At 68.9% G+C, this 20647-nt stretch carries 20 protein-coding genes and 2 tRNA genes; 17 read left to right on the top strand and 5 right to left on the bottom strand.

The features are described from left to right. The first annotated feature begins 10 nt into the window (after positions 1–10). Positions 11–667: an aspartate/glutamate racemase family protein gene (locus H2Q94_RS24445; RefSeq protein WP_243789511.1), complete on the top strand. Its 657-nt coding sequence runs from the start codon at positions 11–13 to the stop codon at positions 665–667. Positions 668–1316: 649 nt separating this feature from the next. Here the strand turns inward: H2Q94_RS24445 and H2Q94_RS24440 are convergent. Beyond that, a tRNA-Gly gene (locus H2Q94_RS24440) sits at positions 1317–1387 on the bottom strand. Between the two features lie 127 nt (positions 1388–1514). On the opposite strand from H2Q94_RS24440, the gene H2Q94_RS24435 reads away from it, so the two are divergent. The 9 genes from H2Q94_RS24435 (at position 1515) to H2Q94_RS24395 (ending at position 8752) form a co-directional block, all read left to right on the top strand. Beyond that, positions 1515–1588: transfer RNA gene (locus H2Q94_RS24435), tRNA-Pro, on the top strand. A 209-nt stretch (positions 1589–1797) separates the two neighbouring features. After that, positions 1798–1998, top strand: a complete 201-nt coding sequence (locus H2Q94_RS24430) for a hypothetical protein (RefSeq protein ID WP_243789510.1) — start codon at positions 1798–1800, stop codon at positions 1996–1998. A gap of 139 nt (positions 1999–2137) precedes the next feature. Next, entirely contained in the window at positions 2138–3559 is a 1422-nt protein-coding gene (gene tig / locus H2Q94_RS24425) for a trigger factor (protein WP_243789509.1), read from the top strand. Positions 3560–3847: 288 nt separating this feature from the next. After that, positions 3848–4420 (top strand): ATP-dependent Clp protease proteolytic subunit, encoded by a 573-nt coding sequence (locus H2Q94_RS24420; protein ID WP_243789508.1) that lies wholly within the window; start codon positions 3848–3850, stop codon positions 4418–4420. 37 nt (positions 4421–4457) lie between these two features. After that, positions 4458–5087 carry an ATP-dependent Clp protease proteolytic subunit gene (locus H2Q94_RS24415; RefSeq protein WP_243789507.1) on the top strand — a complete coding sequence of 210 codons (630 nt, stop codon included), beginning with the start codon at positions 4458–4460 and terminating at the stop codon, positions 5085–5087. A gap of 459 nt (positions 5088–5546) precedes the next feature. Continuing rightward, a complete protein-coding gene (gene clpX, locus H2Q94_RS24410; protein WP_184477635.1) occupies positions 5547–6827 on the top strand; it encodes an ATP-dependent Clp protease ATP-binding subunit ClpX in 1281 nt (426 codons plus the stop codon). 217 nt (positions 6828–7044) lie between these two features. Then, positions 7045–7401 carry an alpha/beta hydrolase gene (locus H2Q94_RS24405; protein ID WP_243789506.1) on the top strand — a complete coding sequence of 119 codons (357 nt, stop codon included), beginning with the start codon at positions 7045–7047 and terminating at the stop codon, positions 7399–7401. Positions 7402–7459: 58 nt separating this feature from the next. Continuing rightward, entirely contained in the window at positions 7460–7693 is a 234-nt protein-coding gene (locus H2Q94_RS24400; protein ID WP_243789505.1) for an RBBP9/YdeN family alpha/beta hydrolase, read from the top strand. Between the two features lie 162 nt (positions 7694–7855). Continuing rightward, positions 7856–8752 carry an alpha/beta hydrolase gene (locus H2Q94_RS24395; protein WP_243789504.1) on the top strand — a complete coding sequence of 299 codons (897 nt, stop codon included), beginning with the start codon at positions 7856–7858 and terminating at the stop codon, positions 8750–8752. Positions 8753–8771: 19 nt separating this feature from the next. On the opposite strand, the gene fdhD is transcribed toward H2Q94_RS24395, so the two are convergent. Then, positions 8772–9617 carry a formate dehydrogenase accessory sulfurtransferase FdhD gene (gene fdhD, locus H2Q94_RS24390; protein ID WP_243789503.1) on the bottom strand — a complete coding sequence of 282 codons (846 nt, stop codon included), beginning with the start codon at positions 9615–9617 and terminating at the stop codon, positions 8772–8774. Between the two features lie 327 nt (positions 9618–9944). Between fdhD and H2Q94_RS24385 the strand changes: the two genes are divergently transcribed. Genes H2Q94_RS24385 through ligD form a run of 3 tightly spaced genes read left to right on the top strand, consistent with a single transcriptional unit; the run spans position 9945 to position 12103 of the window. Beyond that, positions 9945–10544: a YwqG family protein gene (locus H2Q94_RS24385; RefSeq protein ID WP_243789502.1), complete on the top strand. Its 600-nt coding sequence runs from the start codon at positions 9945–9947 to the stop codon at positions 10542–10544. A gap of 57 nt (positions 10545–10601) precedes the next feature. Further along, positions 10602–11192 carry a DNA polymerase ligase N-terminal domain-containing protein gene (locus tag H2Q94_RS24380; protein WP_243789501.1) on the top strand — a complete coding sequence of 197 codons (591 nt, stop codon included), beginning with the start codon at positions 10602–10604 and terminating at the stop codon, positions 11190–11192. Between the two features lie 5 nt (positions 11193–11197). After that, positions 11198–12103 (top strand): non-homologous end-joining DNA ligase, encoded by a 906-nt coding sequence (gene ligD / locus H2Q94_RS24375; protein ID WP_243789500.1) that lies wholly within the window; start codon positions 11198–11200, stop codon positions 12101–12103. A gap of 128 nt (positions 12104–12231) precedes the next feature. On the opposite strand, the gene H2Q94_RS24370 is transcribed toward ligD, so the two are convergent. From H2Q94_RS24370 to H2Q94_RS24360, 3 genes are all read right to left on the bottom strand, one after another. Beyond that, positions 12232–12717 carry an NUDIX domain-containing protein gene (locus H2Q94_RS24370; protein WP_243789499.1) on the bottom strand — a complete coding sequence of 162 codons (486 nt, stop codon included), beginning with the start codon at positions 12715–12717 and terminating at the stop codon, positions 12232–12234. 7 nt (positions 12718–12724) lie between these two features. After that, the gene (locus H2Q94_RS24365; protein WP_243789498.1) at positions 12725–13954 is read right to left on the bottom strand and encodes a helix-turn-helix domain-containing protein; all 1230 of its coding nucleotides are present in this window, start codon (positions 13952–13954) and stop codon (positions 12725–12727) included. Between the two features lie 621 nt (positions 13955–14575). Then, positions 14576–16912 carry an FdhF/YdeP family oxidoreductase gene (locus H2Q94_RS24360; protein ID WP_243789497.1) on the bottom strand — a complete coding sequence of 779 codons (2337 nt, stop codon included), beginning with the start codon at positions 16910–16912 and terminating at the stop codon, positions 14576–14578. Between the two features lie 123 nt (positions 16913–17035). Here H2Q94_RS24360 and H2Q94_RS24355 point away from each other — a divergent pair, with 123 nt between their 5' ends. From H2Q94_RS24355 to H2Q94_RS24340, 4 genes are all read left to right on the top strand, one after another. Further along, entirely contained in the window at positions 17036–19696 is a 2661-nt protein-coding gene (locus H2Q94_RS24355; RefSeq protein ID WP_243789496.1) for a valine--tRNA ligase, read from the top strand. Positions 19697–19960: 264 nt separating this feature from the next. Next, the gene (locus H2Q94_RS24350) at positions 19961–20164 is read left to right on the top strand and encodes a DUF397 domain-containing protein (RefSeq protein WP_243789495.1); all 204 of its coding nucleotides are present in this window, start codon (positions 19961–19963) and stop codon (positions 20162–20164) included. 31 nt (positions 20165–20195) lie between these two features. Then, a complete protein-coding gene (locus H2Q94_RS24345) occupies positions 20196–20384 on the top strand; it encodes a DUF397 domain-containing protein (protein ID WP_243789494.1) in 189 nt (62 codons plus the stop codon). A gap of 30 nt (positions 20385–20414) precedes the next feature. Continuing rightward, positions 20415–20624 carry a DUF397 domain-containing protein gene (locus tag H2Q94_RS24340; RefSeq protein ID WP_258718627.1) on the top strand — a complete coding sequence of 70 codons (210 nt, stop codon included), beginning with the start codon at positions 20415–20417 and terminating at the stop codon, positions 20622–20624. The last annotated feature ends 23 nt before the right edge of the window (positions 20625–20647 follow it).

Here is a 20647-nt window from a genome sequence, read left to right as displayed (position 1 = left end):
GAGGAACGCCATGCTCGTGCACGCCGTCACGCCGATCGTCGTCGGCGCCCAGGAGGTCGCCCGGCGGCAGGCCCGCTACGACGCGCTCTCGCCCGCGGGAGTGCGGGTGGTGCTGTCCGATCTGCCTCCGGGCGGTCCGCGCGCCCTCGACACCGAACAGGACGTGCGGCGTTCCACGGAGCTCGTCGCGGAGGCGCTCGCCGCGGCACCCGACTGCGACGCCGTCCTCCCGGACTGCGTCCTGGATCCGGCGGTCCCGCCCCACGGCGGCACGATCGGCGGACGTCCCGCATTGGGCCTGCTCCGCCTGACCGCCGGCGCCGCCGTGGCCGCGGGCCACCGGATCAGCGCGGTCACCCGCAATGCCGCGATCGCCACCGAACTCCAGCGCCGAATCACCGATTACGGCTGGCAGCACTCGTTCCACGAGGTGACGGTCCTCGACCTCGACGTCCACGACATCACCGACCCGGCCCGCTGGGAGCAGGCATTGCGCCCAGCCCTGCACAAGGCCCGAACCGCCGGAGCAACCGCAGTGATAAACGGCTGCTCAGCAGTAGAAACAACCACCCCGCCCCAAAACACCCCCCTGCTCCTCGACCCGATCAAAACAGCCCTAGGAGTCCTCGCAGCCCTCAACACCCCCACCCACTCCACACCCCCATAACCAAAACCAGCCCAAAACCCCGACACCCAGCCCGAAAACAAAAAGACCCCATCGCCCCACTTCAGCCGCGACCGCCCCACGCGCTCACGGGCCTCATGGGCTAGCCCCCGCCCCAGCCCTCCCCAACAAGCAGCCCGTCGCCCATCCCGAGAACAAGGAAGCCCCACCACCACCTACTTCAGACGCGACCGCACCACGAGGTCTACGGGGCTCGGCCCCGTTCATGGGGGCTCGGTCCCGCCCCAGCTCTGCCCGAACAGAACGGCCCGTTGCCCAGGCCGGGACCAAGGAAGACTCACCGCCCCCATTTCAGGCGCGATGGCACCACGGGGTTCATGGGGCTCGGCTCCGCCCCAGCTCTGCCCGAACAGAACAACCCGTTGCCCAGGCCTGGACCAAAGAAGACTCACCGCCCCCACTTCAGGCGCGATGGCACCACGGGATTCACGGGGTTCATGGGGGCTCGGCTCCGCCCCAGCTCTGCCCGAACAGAACAACCCGTTGCCCAGGCCAGGACCAAGGAAAACTCACCGCTCCCCACTTCAGCCGCGACCGCACCGTGGGGTTCACAGGGGCTCGGCCCCCGTACGGAAATGCGAAGGGGAGAGCGGCCAGGATCAAAGATCCGGCACAGCTCTCCCCGACACGGAGCGGGCGACGGGAATCGAACCCGCGTAGCCAGTTTGGAAGACTGGGGCTCTACCATTGAGCTACGCCCGCATGCCTGATCAGAACGTTCCGCGACGTTGCCGCAGCGGGTGTTTCCGACCTTGCGTGCCCTAGCTTAACGGGTCGCGATAGGCTCTTCGCAACGCACCCGGGTGGTTTGGGTGCGTCGCAGGTGGGACGGGGTGTGGCGCAGTTTGGTAGCGCACTCGCTTTGGGTGCGAGGGGTCGTGGGTTCAAATCCCGCCACCCCGACGGTCCTTCGGGAGGCGTGGTCGTCGGCCGCGCCTCCTTTTTGCGTTCGAGGGGCCGCCCCTCGAGATCACGCAACGTGATCCTCGCGGGTGATTCGTTCCGCATTCGGTAACGGTGAGCAGTGGCCGGTCGATTTCGCGGTCGTGCACGTTCACGTTGCTATGTCGCGGGTCGCGCGACGAGTCCGGCTCCCCGCTTTGCTGGTGGGGGTGCTGTTGACGTTCGCGGTGGTGCTGCTGATCGGGGTCTCGTTGTTCGTGGACGGCCCCGGTCCGAGGATCGTTCCACCGACGGTGGGGATCGGGACGGCGGTGATTCCGACGCCGCTGGGCTCGGCGGCCGCGCCCGCCGTGGGCGGCGCGGCCGATGTGGTCGGTGAGGCGGTGTTCTCGGCGGGTGGGCCGCGCTGAGGCAACCCCGGCCCGGCCTCGGTCTCGCCTGGGCAATAGACTCGGAGGTCAGCCCGGCGTCGCCGGAGTGCACCCGATGTGGGGTGGCGCTCCCGCCGGCACCGCCGGGGTCCGAAGCACGTTCGCACTAGGAGACCACGTGAAGAGCACCGTCGAGCACCTGAGCCCGACGCGCGTACGGATCAACGTCGAGGTGCCGTTCGACGAGCTCAAGCCGAACTTCGACCGCGCGTACAAGGCACTCGCCAACCAGGTCCGCATTCCGGGCTTCCGGCCGGGCAAGGTTCCCGCCCGCGTGCTGGAGAGCCGCATCGGCCGCGGTCCCGTGCTCGACGAGGTCGTCAACGAGGCGGTTCCGGCGAAGTACATGGAGGCCATCAACGGCACCGAGGTCCGCACCCTCGGCCGTCCGGAGATCGAGGTCACCAAGATCGAGGACGGGGACCAGATCGAGTTCACCGCCGAGGTCGATGTGCGCCCGGAGATCACCATTCCGGCGTTCGGTGAGCTGTCCGTGTCGGTGGACGACGTCGAGACGTCCGAGGACGAGGTGCAGGAGCAGCTCGACGAGCTGCGCGCCCGCTTCGGCACGCTGACCGGCGTGGAGCGCCCGGCCCAGCAGGGCGACTTCGTCAGCATCGACCTGTCGGCCACGGTCGACGGCGAGGACGTCGAGGAAGCGCGCACCAGCGGCCTGTCTTACGAGATCGGTTCCGGCCAGCTCATCGAGGGCATCGACGACGCGCTGATCGGCGCGTCGGCGGGTGACACCAACACCTTCACCACCAAGCTGGTGGCCGGCGAGTACGCGGATCGCGACGCCGAGGTGACCGTCACGCTGGACACCGTCAAGGAACGGCACCTGCCGGAGGCGGACGACGAGTTCGCCCAGATGGCCAGCGAGTTCGACACGGCCGAGGAGCTGCTCGCCGACCTGCGCGAGCGCCTGGCCCGCGTCAAGCGGATGCAGCAGGGCATGCAGGCGCGGGACAAGATCCTCGAGGCGCTGCTGGAGACCGTTGAGGTCCCGCTGCCGGAGAACGTGGTCAAGTCCGAGATCGACGTGCGCGAGCACGACGCGATCCACCCGTTCGACCACGACGAGGCCAAGTTCGCGGAGTGGCTGGAGTCGCAGGACCAGACCCGCGAGCAGTTCGACGCGGAGACTCGCGAGGAGGCGGAGAAGGCGGTTCGCACCCAGCTGGTGCTGGACACGATCGCCGACGCCGAGAACGTGTCGGTCTCCGACAACGAGCTGACCGAGCGGATCATCTACCAAGCCCAGCGCTTCGGAGTGAGCCCGGACCAGTACGTCCAGCAGGCGCAGCAGTCCGGCCAGCTCGGCGCGATCTACGCCGACGTGCGGCGCAGCAAGGCGCTGTTCTCGGTCGTGCGGCAGGCCACCGTGGTCGACGGATCCGGTAGCGAGCTCGACTTGGACGAGCTGTTCGGTTCGCAGGACGACGAAGGTGCTCCGGAAGTCGTGCAGGGCGAGGTCGAGCAGCCCGAGTCGGCGGACGACGACACCGCGGGTTCCACCGCGGCCGCGAAGTCCGAGTGACGATTCTTTCGCGGTGATTTCGCTGTGAGCGGAAGGAATCTGCGAGCGGCGGGAGCAATGCACAAGCTCTGAGCGAACGTGGGCGGTACCGGGAAGCTGGTGCCGCCCACGTTCGTTAGGGTCGGTTGCAAGCGGATCACCGGAAACGGAAAAGCCAAGGCATCCCCAGCGGTTCGGCGGCCGGCGATCGGTGTGGCCGAATCCATTGTGGAAGCCCTCATCGTGGAAGAAGGCAGGGGAGACGTGACGCAGCACCTGACTGTTCCGGCGTCGGACACGACGCCGCACATGCGGTCGACGAACGGGCTCTCGCTCAACGACTCGGTTTACGAGCGCTTGCTGCGGGAGCGGATCATCGTCCTCGGCTCCCAGGTCGAGGACGGCATCGCCAACCAGATCTGCTCGCAGCTGATCCTGCTGGCGGCCGAGGACTCGGAGCGGGACATCTCGCTCTACATCAACTCGCCGGGCGGTTCGGTCACCGCGGGCATGGCGATCTACGACACCATGCAGCTGATCAAGCCGGACGTGGCCACCGTGGCGATGGGCTTCGCGGCGTCGATGGGCCAGTTCCTGCTCTCGGCGGGTGCGCGCGGAAAGCGCTTCACGCTGCCGCACGCGCGGATCATGATGCACCAGCCGTCGGCGGGTCTCGGCGGTACGGCCTCCGACATCGCGATTCAGGCCGAGGTGTTCTCCAAGCACAAGCGGGAGATGGCGGAGCTGATCGCGGAGCAGACCGGCCAGACGGTGGAGAAGATCACGGCCGACTCCGACCGGGACCGCTGGTTCACCGCCGAGGAGGCCCGCGAGTACGGCTTCGTGGACCACGTCGCCACCGCAGCCAACCTGCCCAGCTGACCGCGCGCCCGGACCTAGTAACGAGGAGTCACCTGTCGTGAGCTCATTCCAGCTTCCGCAGTCCCGGTACGTGCTGCCCTCCTTCGTTGAGCGCACCGCGTACGGGGTGAAGGAGTCGAACCCGTACAACAAGCTGTTCGAGGAGCGCATCGTCTTCCTCGGCGTCCAGGTCGACGACGCGTCGGCCAACGACGTGATGGCGCAGCTGCTGTTCCTGGAGTCCGACGATCCGGATCGTGAGATCCAGATCTACATCAACTCGCCGGGTGGTTCGTTCACCGCCCTCATGGCGATCTACGACACCATCCAGTACGTCCGCCCGGACGTGCGCACGATCTGCCTCGGCCAGGCCGCTTCGGCCGCGGCCGTCATCCTGGCCGCGGGCACGAAGGGCAAGCGGCTCGCGCTGCCGAACTCGCGGATCCTCATCCACCAGCCGTCGACCGAGGGCATCTACGGCCAGGTCTCCGACTTGGAGATCCAGGCCAACGAGGTGCAGCGGATGCGGGAGCTGATGGAGTCCACCCTCGCCACGCACACCGGCAAGGACAAGGACCAGGTCCGCCAGGACGTCGAGCGCGACAAGATCCTGACCGCTCAGCAGGCCCAGGAGTACGGGATCGTGGACGAGGTCCTTCCCTACCGCAAGCTCTCCGCCCAGTCCTGATCTCGCCTTGTGGCGGGCCGGAATGCGGACCTCAGCGGCCCTCTCGTCGCGGGATCCACTTCTGCAGCGGTGGTGAAGCCGGGCGAAGTGGCGTCCCTCGCGAGAGGGCCGTGGGGAATCCGCGGTGATACCGGTCCGCGGGACGACGCGGCGGTCGAATGCCGCCGCGGTGCGGCTCTGCTGCGCGGAAGAGCTTGTTGATCTGAAAAGCGCCTGGTGAAAGCCGGTCGCGGAGGCATTCCCGAAAAATGGGATGCTTGTGCGGGCGGCACGCCGGGTGTTCGCGACACGCCGGGCAGTGGCCTCGACGGCCACCGCGCCCGGTGCATGCCGGAGACTGGCAGGTAGCGGAGTCTGTGAGTCTCCCCGAATCCGGGGAGCGGCAGGTACCGTCGGTACGAGCACATACGGTCAGGCACGTCACCGGATGGCGTGCCGGAGGGGACGGGGTCAGCGGTCATGGCACGTATCGGTGACGGCGGCGACCTGCTGAAGTGCTCCTTCTGCGGGAAGAGCCAGAAGCAGGTGAAAAAACTCATCGCCGGCCCCGGCGTGTACATCTGCGATGAGTGCATCGATCTCTGCAACGAGATCATCGAAGAGGAACTGGCCGAAGCCGGTGAGGTCAAGCTCGATGAGCTGCCGAAGCCGACGGAGATCCACGAGTTCCTGGACCAGTACGTCATCGGGCAGGATCCGGCGAAGCGCAACCTGTCGGTAGCGGTCTACAACCACTACAAGCGCATCCAGATGGGCGAGCGCACGCGGGACAGCCGCGAGGAGAACGTCGAGCTCGCGAAGTCGAACATCCTGATGCTCGGCCCCACTGGCTGTGGGAAGACCTACCTGGCGCAGACGTTGGCGAAGATGCTCAACGTGCCGTTCGCGATCGCCGACGCCACCGCGCTGACCGAGGCGGGCTATGTCGGTGAGGATGTCGAGAACATCCTGCTGAAGCTCATCCAGGCCGCCGATTACGACGTGAAGCGCGCCGAGACGGGCATCATCTACATCGACGAGGTCGACAAGATCGCCCGCAAGAGCGAGAACCCGTCGATCACCCGCGATGTCTCCGGTGAGGGCGTGCAGCAGGCGCTGCTGAAGATCCTGGAAGGCACCACGGCGAGCGTGCCCCCGCAGGGCGGCCGCAAGCACCCCCACCAGGAGTTCATCCAGATCGACACGACGAACGTGCTGTTCATCGTGGCCGGCGCGTTCGCCGGGCTGGAGAAGATCGTTGAGGACCGGGTGGGCAAGGCCAGCGTCGGTTTCGGCGCGCAGCTGCGCTCGAAGGAGGAGGCGAACTCCGCGGACCGGTTCTCCGAGGTGCTGCCCGAGGACCTCATCAAGTTCGGGCTGATTCCCGAGTTCATCGGCCGGCTGCCCACGGTGGCCAGCGTGACGAACCTGGACAAGCCGTCGCTGGTGCAGATCCTCACCGAGCCGCGCAACGCGCTGATCAAGCAGTACAAGCGGCTGTTCGAGATGGACAACGTCGAGCTGGAGTTCACCCGCACGGCGTTGGAGGCGGTCGCCGACCAGGCCATCCTGCGCGGCACGGGTGCCCGTGGCCTGCGCGCGATCTTGGAGGAGGTGCTGCTGCCGGTGATGTACGACATCCCCAGCCGCACCGACGTCGCCAAGGTCGTCATCACCGAGCAGACGGTCCGGGAGAACGTCAATCCCACGATCGTCGCCAGGCAGAACACTCGGCGGGAGCGCCGCGAGAAGTCCGCCTGATGAGCTGCCGCCGTCCCGTTCCGGGGCGGCGGCGGTTTTTTCGGCCGGTGCCCGAGCGCGGAATGATGAGCGTGACGCTGCGGGGGAGCATCCGGTCGTCCCGCCGGTGGGTGAGCTTTCGGCGGTGATCCACGATTTCGTCAGCGGTATCCGCGCCCATGCATGATCATGCTCGTAGGAGAGTCGTCCGATTCGAGCATGTCCAGGGAGTGGACCGATGAGCGAGCTGCACGTGCTGCTGGTGCCGGGCGACTCGGATTCCGGTCCGTGGCACTGGCAGCAGTGGCTGGCCGCGCGGTTGCCCGATTCGAATGCGGTCGTGACCTGCTGTCCCGGTTCCGCGGACTCAGCCGATCCGCTCGCCGCGCTGCGCGCGCGATTGGCCCGAATACCTCCGGAAGCGGAGCTGGCGGTCGTCGCCCACCGCTGCGGCGCGGGACTGTGGCTGCGACATGCCGCTACCCTGGACGAGTACGCCGCTGCATCGGGGGAGCGGCGGTCGGCGGCCGACGTAGCCCGCCGGGCGGATCGGGTGCTGCTGGTGGCACCGGCCGATCAGCGGCCGGGACTGTGAGGCGGAGGTTCCGGACGCGCCCGCGCTGCGCGAGGCGGGTGGTCCGACCCGGATCGTCGTGGGCGCGGACGACCCGGAGTCGTCGGTGTGCGCGGCGCATGCGCTGGCGCACCGGTTGCGGGTCGAGCTCGATGTTCTCGCCGACGGCCGGGGATTGGACACGGCGGCGGGTTACGGGCCGTGGCCCGCGCTGCTGCGCTGGGCGTTGTACGGCTCGGTGCCGGTGGCCGACCGGTTCGATTCGGCTCCGCACACGGCCGGCTGGTCGCCGGTGCCGGAGGGCGCGCGTTGACGGCCCGTCCCGGGTGGTGACCGTCGTGCGGGCGGCACGGACCGTCACCGCACGGCCGCCCGGTTCGGGTTCGGTGAGCTCCTCGGTGGTGCAGGGGGGCTTTCCGGTAGCGCCGGTGAGCGTTGGCACGATTAACGGTCGGGGAGACGAAGCGGAGGTGCCATGCAGCGCGGGGAACCGCGAAACGTCCCGATGCCGAACAGGCGCACCATGCTCACTTCCGGCCTGGTCGGAGCGGGTGCGCTGGGGCTGGGGCTGAGCAGCGACTCCGGCGGCGCACTGCTGCAGCCACAACCCGTTCCGCTGGCGAAGCAGAGCAACGTGTCGGTCGAGACGGTGCATTCGCAGGCGCGCAACCGCGAAGTCGACCTGGTCATGATGTATCCGAGCGGAGTGCCCCGCGACGGGATCCCGGTGTGCCTGCTGCTGCACGGCCGGTTCGGTGACGCCCGCCGATCCTCCGGCGGGGTGCCCGCATGGCTCACCGCGTCCGTCAAGGCAGGCAAAGTGCCGCCGTTCGCGATCCTCGCCGTCGACGGGGGCGGCAACAGCTATTGGCACCAGCGTTCCGGTGACGATCCGATGTGGATGTTGCTGGACGAGGTGCCGCGCTGGCTGGCGGAGCGGGGAATCGGCGGGAGCGACGGCCAGCCGTTCGCGGTGGCGGGCATTTCGATGGGCGGGTTCGGTGCGCTGCTCTACACGCGGCGCCGCAACGAGCTGAGCAGCCCGGTTCGCGCGACGGCGGTGGTGTCTCCCGCACTGATCACCAGCTGGCCGGAGATGGCGCGGCGACGCGCGTTCGTCGACGAGAGCGAGTGGAGCGCGATCGACCCGATGCGGCACATCGCCGAGTTGGGGGACGTGCCGCTGGGCGTGTGGTGCGGCACCCGGGACCGGTTCATCACGGGCACCCGCCAGTTCGTGCGCAAAGCCGACCCGGAGGTGGCCTCGGTGCGCACTCCCGGCGGCCACAACAGCCGTTACTACCGGTTGGCGCTGCCCGAGGTGGTGGATTTCGTCGGCGGCTACGCGCCGAACCCCGCCGACCACGGCTGACGGGGAACCGGCCGGAGGTTCAGGAGACGGGGGTCGCGGCGGGTTCGGTGATGCGGTGCGCGCCGGAGTAGACGTTCATGGAGTGGCCGCGCAGGAATCCCACCAGGGTCATGCCCTGCTCGTCGGCGAGCTCCACCGCCAGTGAGGATGGTGCGGAGACCGCGGCGAGCGCGGGGATTCCCGCCATGGCGGCCTTCTGCACCAGCTCGAACGAGGCACGCCCGGAGACCATCAGCACGCAGCCGGCCAGCGGCACTCGGCGTTCCAGCACGGCCCAGCCGAGCACCTTGTCGACGGCGTTGTGCCGCCCCACGTCCTCCCGGCACACCAGCAGCCCTCCCGCGGCGTCGAACAGCGCGGCACCGTGCAGGCCGCCGGTGGAGTCGAACACCTTCTGCGCGGCGCGCAGCTGGTCCGGCAGGTCCGCGAGCGTCTCGGGGCTGATCAGCAGCGGGTCGTGCGCGGGGGAGTGCCGGGTGCTCAGGCGCACCGAGTCCAAGGCGGCCTTCCCGCACACCCCGCAGGACGAGGTGGTGTAGAAGTTGCGCTCGATCGACGTGTCGGGCGGTTCGACGCCAGGCGCGAGCAGCACGTCGAGCACGTTGTAGGTGTTGCGCCCGTCCGGTCCGGGACTGTCGCAGTAGCGGGCGCCGCGCAGGTCTTCCTTGTCGGCGATGACGTTCTCGGTGAGCAGGAACCCGTGGGCGAGTTCGATGTCGTTGCCGGGCGTGCGCATCGTGACGGACAACGCCCGGCCGTCGATGCGGATCTCCAGCGGCTCTTCGGCCGCGAGGGTGTCCGGTCGGGTGCGGGAACCGTTCTCGGTCACGCGGAGCACTGGTCGGCGTACGGTGACTCGTCCCATCGTGGCCTCCTGGGTCGGCGCTGCTCGGATGCCCGTGGACCAGTATGCGCCGCCTGCCGAACCCGCCGGTGAGCGCGGTGGTTTTCTTCGATGGCCCCGTTTTCCGGGTGGTTGCGGCCGTCGGGATCCGGTGTGGTCGGATCGGTGCAGCGGGCTTCGCCGCCGTTGATCGCGCGAGGCTGCTCCATTCGGGTGCGAGGTCGGTGAGCCTGTGCGGAACGTTCCGGTTCGGTCGGTGCGGGTCGCTAGGGTCTCGCCCGGAAACCCGGATGTGCGCGTCCTGGACGGTGCGCCCGCGAAACCCGGCCGGCAACAGCAAGGAACTTGATGTCCGACAGCAGTGCACCCTCACGCCAGAGCCTCCGCTTCGTCGAGTCGGACGCGCCCATCCAGGAACCCGTCACGAAGTTCGGCGGCCAGCCGGTGTGGCTGGAGTCCCCGGCGTGGCCGATGTCCGCGGCCCTCGGCAGGCCGATGCGCTTCCTCGGGCAGATCCGGTTGCCGGGTGAGCAGGTGCGGCTGGCGTACCTGTTCCTGACGGAGGACTACCCGGAGGACTACGAGGACGTGGTGGACACGTTCGAGCCGGACAGCGGCGAGAACGCGTTCTTCGCGCAGCCCGGCGAGCCCGCCGACTTCTACCCGGTCGCGACCATCGCGAAGGGGCCGACGTTCGGCCCGGACCACCGGGTGGAGACGGAACCGTTCGACGGCGAGGTCGACGTGGACGACTTCGCCACCAGGTTGTTCGGCTCGCCGCAGTGGTTGCAGGGCGACGAATCGCCCGGCGAGCCGTTCCGGTTCATCGGACAGTTCGACAGCACGGGCGACCTGCCGTTCGACGTGAACTTCGGTGACGCGGGAGTCGGCTACGCCTTCCTCGACGAGTCCACCGGACAAGGTCGCTTCCTCTGGCAGTGCAGCTGATCACCTGAGATCCGTGCGGCGGGTGTGGTCGGCGCGCTCGCCGGGTACGGCTGCGGCATGGCGCGAGACGGGCTCGGCGAGTACCGGGACAAGCGGGACCTGGCGAAGTCAGGCGAACCTTCAGGCGGGGCCGCCGGAGCGCGTTCGCGGTTCGTGGTGCAGCGCCACGAGGCGTCGACGTCGCACTTCGACTTCCGGCTGGAGGTCGGTGACGTCCTCAAATCGTGGGCAGTGCCGAAGGGGCCGTCGACCGACCCGGGACAGAAGCGGCTCGCCACGCCCACCGAGGACCATCCGTTGGACTACGCGTCCTTCGAAGGTGTCATCCCGGAGGGTTACGGGGCGGGCTCCGTCGTCGTGTGGGACACCGGGCCGTACCGGAACTTGACCGAGCATCGCGGTGAGCCGATCGACATGGACGAGGCACTCGAACGCGGGCACGTGAAGGTGCGGCTGGAGGGCGCGAAGCTCACGGGTGCTTTCGCGTTGACCCGGACTCCGATGCGCGGTCGTGAGCAGTGGCTGCTGGTGAAGGTGGACGACGAGGACGCCGATCGGCGCGCTGATCCGGCGCGCGGCCGACCGGAGTCGGTGCTCAGCGGCCGCACCAACGCGGACGTGGCCGCCGACGAGGACCGGGAGCGCTGAACGCGGTGACCGACGCGGAGCTTCGGGAGGTCGAGGGTCGTCGCTTCGAGCTCACCCACCCGGACAAGGTGCTGTATCCCCGCGAAGGCCACCGCAAGCGGGAGGTCGCCGACCACTTCCGCCGGGTCGCCGACCGGATGCTCCCGCACGTGCGCGGGAAACCGTTGACATTGCGACGTTTTCCGGACGGAGTGGCCTCGGAGGGCTTCTTCCAGAAGGAGGCTTCGCGTCACTTCCCGGAGTGGGTGCGCAGGGAGTCCGTCCCGCAGCGCGGTTCGGCGGCGCCGGTGCACCACGTCGTCTGCGACGACGCGCCCACCTTGGTCTACCTGGCAACGCAGGCGTGCTTGGAGTTCCACGTGGGATTGGCGCCGGTGGACGATCCGGACCGGCCGGTGCTGGTCGTGGTCGATCTTGATCCGCCGCCCGGCTCGGACGTGGGCGGGCTCCGCGCCGTGGTGCGCGAATTCCGGGACCGGTTCACCGACGCCGGGCTGGATCCGCACGTGCAGGCCACCGGGGGCAAGGGCTTCCACGTGGTGGCACCACTGGCCGCGCGGCGCGGTTTCGACGAGGTCCGCGCGGCGGTGCGGGAAATGGCGCAGGACGCGGCCCGGGACAGCCCGGACCGGTTGACCACCGAGCAGCGCAAGGATCGTCGCGGGGATCGCATTTTCCTCGACGTCGGCCGGAACGCCTACGGGCAGACGATGATCGCCCCGTATTCGCTGCGGGCACGTGAGGGGGCGCCTGCCGCGACACCGCTGGATTTCGCCGAGTTGTCCAGGATGACTCCGCATTCCTACGGATTGGCGAACCTGCCGCGCCGGTTGGCGAGGAAGGCCGATCCCTGGGCCTGCCTCCACGACCATCCCGCCGACTTCGGCCGGCCCCCGGAGTCGGCCGGGTAGGGCCGCTCCCGTGCGGTGTCCGCCGGTGCCGGTTCGCGGCGCCGAGTCCGAACCTCCGAGGTCCCTTCTCCGGCCTCGGCACCCGGCGCAGTCGTTCGCTCAGCGCGCGAGCGGGGCCGACCGGTGGGTCACTCGACGTAGGACGTGCCGTCGGAGTGGAGGGCGTCTTGGGCTCGTCGCAGGCGGTCGTACATGTCGGGGCGCAGCATCGTTCTGGCCTGTGCGGATGCGACGAACCGGAACCGGGTGATCTCCGGATCCGAGACGCGCAGTGCCTCGGCCCGCTCCGGCGGCAGCCGTCCTCCGTCGAAGATGAACAGCAGGTGGTCGTCCCACGGGCCGTGCGGGCGGACCCAGTCGATCAGCAGTGGGCGGCCGACCGACACCTGGACGCCCAGTTCCTCGTTCACTTCGCGCACCGCGGCGCGACGGGGTGATTCATTGGCTTCGGTCATCCCGCCGGGCAGGTCCCAGTGGTCCTTGTAGCTCGGGTCCACCAGCAGCACGTGGTCGTGCCGGTCGCGCAGCAGCACGTCGGCGGCGACTCGCTTGCGAGCTTGCCGGGCGTTTCCTTGCGCGAGGTGCGCGTAGTGCGTGCCGGACGGGTGCAGCAAGACCTCCTCAGGCCGACTCGCGGAGCGGGATCGCGGCGCGCGCCGCGAAGAACTCGGCCACGCCGGGAACTCGGTGGTGCGGCAGCAGCGAGCTCGCCAGGTCGTCGAGCTTGCCGTGCACTCGCGCGGAGGACAGCGCGCTCGCTTCGGCGAGCACGGTGTTCCCGGTGTCCGCGGCCTCGTCGTAGCGGCCGGTGTCGGACAGCACCTGGGCCAGCGAAAGCAGGCTCAGCGCCCGGCTGCGCACTCGATCCGGGGGCCGCAGCTGCACGGCTTCGCGGGCGTGCAGTTCACCGCGGCGCAGGTCACCGAGGCTGCGCCAGCATTCGGTGGTCTCGCTGGCCAGGGACGCGCGGTCGAACGGGGCGATCCAGTGGCAGGCGGCGTCGGCGCGGGCCAGGCCTTCCTGGGCGTAGGCGAGGTGGCGCTCGGTGCCGGTCCGGTCGCCTTGCTGCGCCAGCGCCCTGGCGTGCAGCGCGTGCAGCCGGGTCACGAGGCGGCCGGTGCCTTCGGTGTTCATGGTGTGGGTGAGCCCGTTGAGCGCGTAGTCCGCGGCGGCCTTCGCCTGGCGCATCTCGGTGGCCAGGTGCGACAGGGACGCGCACACGTTCGCGACCAAGGCGTGGTTGGACGCCGCGGCGGCGAGCCGGTAGGCGGTGAGGAAGTGCTCCCGCGCGGGAACGTCGTTGCCGCTGTCGTGGGCCATCCAGCCCGCCAGTTCGAGCATCGAGGCCGCGGCCGAGAGCACCTCCGCGTCGTCCTGCTTCAGTTTCACCAGCGGCATGACGACGGTGTTGAAGTAGTGCCGGACGGTCTCGTAGAGGTTGCCGCCGCCGACGCGGCGGTCGGCGGACTGGAACGAGGCCGACACGACCCGGATCGCATCGACGCTGGTGGTGGGGATCCCGATGCTCGGAATCACCGGCGGGGCCGGATTTCGGTTTCTGGACCGGAATCCGAGGACGGTGTCGTCCGCCGCACCCAGCACCGCGCGCAACGCGGCGCGGTAGGCGGCGGTCGGCCAGCGCACCGCTCCGCGTTCCCACTTGGCGATGTGGTGCGCGTTCAGGGCGTAGCGCTTGCCGGTCGTTTCCAGCAGGTAGCGGTTGACGGCATCGGCCAGCTCGGCGCGGGAGAGGGGTTCTCCGGGAGCCAGGCGCGATGGAAGTGCCTCGCGGGCGCGGCGCAGCCGCTCATTGCGTTCCGGGCGGACCCGGTCGTGGGCGGTGCGGGACATGTTGATCAGCCTCCCAACGGATACAGAGTGTATCCACTCAATTCCGTACAGTCGCCGATCTTGCCCTAAGTTGCCCTGAACGGCCCCGGCGGGTACGCCGACCGCCGAATCCACCAGGGGTTTCTGTTGTGATTCGAGCTTCCCCGGGTTGCCCCGGAGTGTTCTCTGTTGTGCCGGCGAACTCGCGCCGATGCTGTGGTCATGTGGCGACGAGGTGACCGGCCGACCCGGATGACCAGCGTCCACGATGGTCGCGACCACTTCGTGGGCGAGGCCGAGATGGCCGAGGGTTTGGCCGGGCGCCAGGGGCGGTATCGGGCGCTGTGCGGCCGGGTCGTGCTGATCGCGGAGATGTCGCGGCCGCCCGCTCGTCCATGCCCGTGGTGCGTCGCGACGCTTCCGCGTCCCGCCCGCCGCACGACCGGTGCCCTGAGCGAGTTGCTGGGGCATCGGATTCCGGCCTGGTCGTCGTGCCGCGGCACAGTGTCCCCTCGCGGGACGAGGACCAGGCCAGATCGGCACGGGCGGTGACCTCGAACGCGCGCCCCGCCCGTGCCGATCCCTTCCCGAGCCTGCTCGTGCGGTGGCACCGGCCTACCGGTGCCGTCGCGCGCAACGAGCTCAGTCGGTCACCCGGTCCAGGCGGATGACGACGGCCTTGGAGACCGGGGTGTTGGACTTCTCCGCAACCGCGCCCAGCGGCACCAGCGGGTTCGCCTCCGGGTAGTAGGCGGCGGCGCAGTCGCGAGCCGTGGGGTAGGCGACGATGCGGAACCGCTCCGCCCGCCGTTCCTCCACAGTGGACTCACCGTCCGGGCCGGGCTCGCCGGGCCACTCGGAGACGAGGTCCACCAGGTCGCCGTCGGCGAACCCGAGCGCGGCGATGTCCTTCTCGTTGACCATGACCACGCGGCGGGCGTCCTCGATGCCGCGGTAGCGGTCCGAGAGCCCGTAGATCGTGGTGTTGTACTGATCGTGGCTGCGCAGCGTCTGCAGCAGCAGCCTGCCTTCCGGGACGCGCAGCGGTTCCGCCGCGTTGACCGTGAAGTTCGCCTTGCCCGTTGTGGTGGTGAAGGTGCGGCTGTCGCGCGGCGGGTGCGGCAGCACAAAACCGTCCGGTTCGCGGACCTTGGCGTTGTAGTCCTCGCAGCCCGGCACGACGGCGGCGATGTGCTCGCGCACCGCGTCGTAGTCGCGCTCGAACTCCTCCCACTGGACGGGGTGCTCGTCGCCGAGCAGTTTCCGGGCGAGCCGGGACACGATAGCGACCTCGGACAGCAAGGTCCCGGACGCGGGTTCGAGCCTGCCGCGGGAGGCGTGCACCACCGACATCGAGTCCTCGACGGTGACGAACTGCGCGCCGGACTCCTGGGTGTCGCGCTCGGTGCGGCCCAGCGTCGGCAGGATCAGCGCCGTGTCGCCGGTCACCGCGTGCGAGCGGTTCAGCTTGGTGGAGACCTGCACGGTCAGGTCGCAGCTGCGCAGCGAGCGCTCGGTGCCTGCGGTGTCCGGCGTCGCGGACACGAAGTTGCCGCCCACCGCGAAGAACGCCTTCACCCCGCCGGTCTGCATGGCGCGCAGCGCGTCGACGGTGTCGAAGCCGTGCTTGCGCGGCATCGGGATGCCGAACTCGGATTCCATGGCGTCCATGAACGCCTCCGGCATCTTCTCCCAGATGCCCATCGTCCGGTCGCCTTGCACGTTGGAGTGGCCGCGGACCGGGCACACGCCGGCGCCGGGCTTGCCGATCATGCCGCGCAGCAGCAGCAGGTTCACGGCTTCCCGGATGGTCGGCACGGCCTTCTTCTGCTGGGTGAGGCCCATCGCCCAGCAGATCACGGTGCGCTCGGACTCGATGAGCATCCGCGCGATCTTCTCGATCTGCTCGCGGGTCAGCCCGGTCGCTTCGAGCGTGGCGTCCCAGTCGATGTCGGGTGCCTGCGCGGCGAATTCCTCGAAGCCGTGCGCGTGCTGCTCGATGAACTCGCGGTCGAGCACGGTGCCCGGCGCGTCCTGCTCGGCCTGCACCAGCAGCCCGGTCAGCGCCTTGAACAGCGCGAGGTCACCGCCGATGCGGATCTGCGCGAACTCGTCGCACAGCGGGGTGCCCTTGCCGACGACGCCGCGGGCGTTCTGCGGGTTCTTGAACCGCATCAGACCGGCCTCGGGTAGCGGGTTCACCGCGATGATCTTGCCGCCGTGCCGCTTGACCTTCTCCAAGGTCGACAGCATCCGAGGGTGGTTGGTGCCGGGGTTCTGGCCCACCACCAGCACCAGGTCCGAATGCTCCACATCGGATAGCGAGACTGATCCCTTGCCGATGCCGATGGTCTCGGTCAGCGCCGAGCCGGAGGACTCGTGGCACATGTTCGAGCAGTCCGGCAGGTTGTTCGTGCCGAAGCTGCGCACCATCAGCTGGTAGAGGAACGCGGCCTCGTTGCTGGTGCGCCCGGAGGTGTAGAAGGCGGCCTCATCGGGGGAGTCCAGGCCGCGCAAGCCCTCGGCGACGACGTCGAGTGCCGCGTCCCAGTCGATCGGCCGGTAATGCGCGTCGCCGGAACGCTTGATCATCGGCTGGGTCAGGCGCCCCTGCTGCCCGAGCCAGTACTCCGACTTGTCCGCGAGCTCGTCGACCGAATGGCGCGCGAAGAATTCCGCGTCGACTCGGCGGGTGGTGGCTTCCTCGGCGACGGCTTTCGCGCCGTTCTCGCAGAACTCGGCGACGCTGCGCTTGTCCCCGTCGGCCTCGCGCGGGTCCGGCCACGCGCAGCCGGGGCAGTCGAAACCGGAACGCTGGTTGAGCAGCGGCAACGTCTTGATGGTGCGCCCCGCGCCCATCTGTTCCCAGCTGCGGCGCAGCGACACCATCACCGCCTTGACGCCTGCGGCGGAGTCCTTCGGATCGTGCGTGGACAGCGCGGACTCGTCGATGTCCTGTTCGGGGGCTTTGCGCGACATGGTCACCAGGGTCCCCCTTCACGGTCACGGCAGCACTCCCCGAGTGGCGTGGTTCACACGGGTGGCCCAACGCGGGAGGTGAGGCCCGGTAAGTCCGCCGGAGGCGGTTCGTAGAATCGGTGCGTGACACAAACCAGCGCCCCGCTCCCGGAGACCTCCTCCGGGACCGCACAGCCCCGTGAACTTCCGTCGAGCTGGAACCCGGCCGACGTCGAGGCCGAGCTGTACCAGCGCTGGGTAGCCGCCGAGTACTTCACCGCCGACGCGACCAGCGACAAGCCGCCGTTCTCGATCGTGATCCCGCCGCCGAACGTGACCGGCAGCCTGCACATCGGCCACGCGTTCGAGCACACCCTGATGGACGTGCTCACGCGGCGTCGCCGGATGCAGGGCTACGAAGCGCTGTGGCTGCCCGGCATGGACCACGCCAGCATCGCCGTGCAGGCGCTCGTGGAGCGCGAGCTCCGCGAGGAGGGCGTCGACCACCGCGAGCTCGGCCGGGAGAATTTCCTGGAGCGGGTGTGGGAGTGGAAGGAGCAGCACGGCGGCTCGATCCTGTCCCAGATGCGCCGCCTCGGGGACAGCGTCGACTGGAGCCGTGAGCGCTTCACGATGGACTCGGGACTGTCCCGTGCGGTTCAGACGATCTTCAAGAAGCTCTTCGACGACGGCCTGATCTACCGGGCGGAACGCCTGGTGAACTGGTCGCCCGCGATGCGCTCGGCGATCTCGGACATCGAGGTGGAGCACCGCGAGGTCGAGGGCGAACTCGTCTCGATGCGCTACGGCTCCGGCGACTCCGAGATCGTCGTGGCCACGACCCGGGTGGAGACGATGCTCGGCGACACCGCCATCGCGGTGCATCCCGACGACGAGCGCTACCGGAACCTGGTCGGCACCCAGGTCGAGCTGCCGCTGACCGGCCGCACCATCCTCGTCGTCGCCGACGAGCACGTGGACCCGGAGTTCGGCACCGGCGCGGTGAAGGTGACGCCCGCGCACGACCCGAACGACTTCGAGATCGGGCAGCGCCACGACCTGCCGATGCTCACCGTCATGGACGAGCAGGGCCGCATCGCCCACACCGGCACCGAGTTCGACGGCATGGACCGCTTCGAAGCCCGCGTCGCCGTGCGGGAGGCGCTGCGCGCCCAGGACCGCATCGTCGCCGAGAAGCGCCCGTACACCCACAGCGTCGGGCACAGCTCCCGCTCGAAGGAGCCGATCGAGCCGCGGCTGTCGCTGCAGTGGTTCGTCAAGGTCGGCCCGCTGGCGCAGGCCGCCGGGGACGCCGTGCGCGACGGCCGCGTCGCCGTGCACCCGCCGGAGATGGCGAAGCGCTATTTCGACTGGGTCGACAACTTGCACGACTGGGCCATTTCGCGGCAGTTGTGGTGGGGCCACCGGATTCCGATCTGGTACGGCCCGAACGGCGAGGTCGTGTGCGTCGGCCCCGACGAGCAGCCGCCCTCGAGCGGCGGCTGGCGCCAGGACGAGGACGTGCTCGACACGTGGTTCTCCTCGGGCCTGTGGCCGTTCTCCACGATGGGCTGGCCGGAGCAGACCGCCGACCTGGCGAAGTTCTACCCGACGAGCGTGCTCGTCACGGGTTACGACATCTTGTTCTTCTGGGTCGCCCGGATGATGATGTTCGGCTTGTACGCGATGGACGGCGTGGCGCCGTTCAACGTGATCGCGTTGCACGGCATGGTCCGCGACGCGCACGGCAAGAAGATGTCGAAGTCGGCGGGCAACACGGTCGATCCGCTGGAGTGGATGGACAACTACGGCACCGACGCGCTGCGGTTCACGTTGGCGCGCGGGGCGAATCCGGGTGCGGACGCGCCGATCAGCGAGGAGTGGGTCGCGGGTTCGCGCAGCTTCTGCACGAAGCTGTTCAACGCCACCAAGTTCGCGCTGATGAACGGTGCCCGGGTGCCCGCGGCGCTGCCGGACCGCGCGGACCTCACCGACGCGGACCGCTGGATCCTGGACCGCACCGACCAGCTCACGTCCGATGTGGACGAACTGCTGGAGGACTTCCAGTTCGCGAAGTCCACCGAGGCGCTCTACCACTTCACCTGGGACGAGTTCTGCGACTGGTACGTGGAGCTGTCGAAGGTGCAGATGGACGGCGGCGGCGAGCGCGCCGAGCGCACCCGCGAGGTCCTCGGCTATGTCCTCGACGTGCTGCTGCGCCTGCTGCACCCGACGATCCCGTTCGTCACGGAGACGCTGTGGACGACGCTGACCGGCCGTGAGTCCGTGGTCATCGCCGACTGGCCGAAGTCCGCGGGCACGCCCGCGGACGAGGGTGCCGCGCAGCGCATCGTGGCCGCCCAGAAGCTGATCACCGAGATCCGCCGATTCCGCTCCGACCAGGGCTTGAAGCCTGGTCAGCGGGTGGCCGCGCGCCTCGGTGGACTCGACGAGCTGGAGCTGTCCGGGCACCTGCCCGCGGTGCGGTCGCTGACGAAGCTCAACGAGCCGGGGGAGGACTTCACGTCCTCCGCGTCGCTGGAGATCGGTTTGACCGGCGGGAACGTGGCGGTCGAGCTGGACCTGTCCGGCGCGGTCGACATCGCCGCCGAGCGCAAGCGGCTGGAGAAGGACCTCGCGGCGGCCCGCAAGGAGCTGGAGGGCACCGAGAAGAAGCTCGGCAACCCGTCCTTCACCGACAAGGCCCCCGCTGACGTCGTCGAGAAGATCAAGGTCCGCCGCGACACGGCGCAGACCGACATCACCCGCATCGAATCCCGCCTGGCGGCACTGCCGTCGGCGTGAGGCGGTTCTGAGTGAACGGCCCGTTCGTCCAACGAGATTGGTCGAACGGGCCGTTCAGGCTCCAACTCCGGGCCGGAACCCAATGACTCATAGTTCGAGTCGCTCAACTGGGTCACAAGACGGATCCCCGTGCTCCTCTGTCGGCGGTGTGCGGCTCGAGTCGAAGCTGGGACCGTTGACTCCGCGCGGGTGAAGCTTCTAGCCGAAGCAGACGGAGGCGTGGCTCGACGGATCTGATCTGAACCAGTCGGAGGTAGGGCCGTGATGCCGCAGTCACGAACTCAGGCCGGATGGACCAAGAGCACCAGAAGTTCGGGAGTCAGCGACAACTGCATCGAGGTTCGGATCTGGGGTCGCTGGATCGGTGTCCGTGATTCCAAAGAACGTTCGGGTGCAGTGTTCACGTTCGCACCACCGGCATGGGACGCGTTCCTCGCTGATGTGAAGGCGGGACGCTTCGATCGCTGATCTTCACGTGGTGGCATTCGCAGGAGGCGTGATGGACACCGGTTGGTTCAAGAGCGGCAAGAGTTCCGGCGGAAGCGACAACTGCGTGGAGGTCCGGATCACGACCGATGAAGTCGGCGTCCGGGACTCCAAGGAGCGTTCGGGTCCGGCGTTCGCGTTCCCGTTAGCGTCCTGGAGCGCGTTCCTCGCCGATGCCAAGGCGGGGCGTTTCAACCGTTGACCAGCGCGAGCGGCGCTGTGAGAAGACCTAGTGGATACGGGCTGGTTCCAGAGCAGTAGGAGTGCGGCTGCGAGCGACAACTGCGTGGAAGTGCGGATCACGGCCGATGAGGTCGGTGTCCGGGACTCTAAAGAGCGCGCGGGCGCCGTGGTCGCCTTCGCCCGACCGGCGTGGGCGCGTTCCTCGCCGACGCCAAGGTTGGACGCTTCGACCTCCCGTTGTGACGCCCGGGGCGGTTGAGGTGAGCGGACCGTTCGTCCAAG

This window comes from Saccharopolyspora gloriosae, assembly GCF_022828475.1.
GTDB classification, from domain to species: Bacteria; Actinomycetota; Actinomycetes; order Mycobacteriales; family Pseudonocardiaceae; genus Saccharopolyspora_C; species Saccharopolyspora_C gloriosae_A.
Note: the sequence above shows the minus strand (reverse complement) of the source record. Positions and strands in the feature narration are given on the sequence as shown.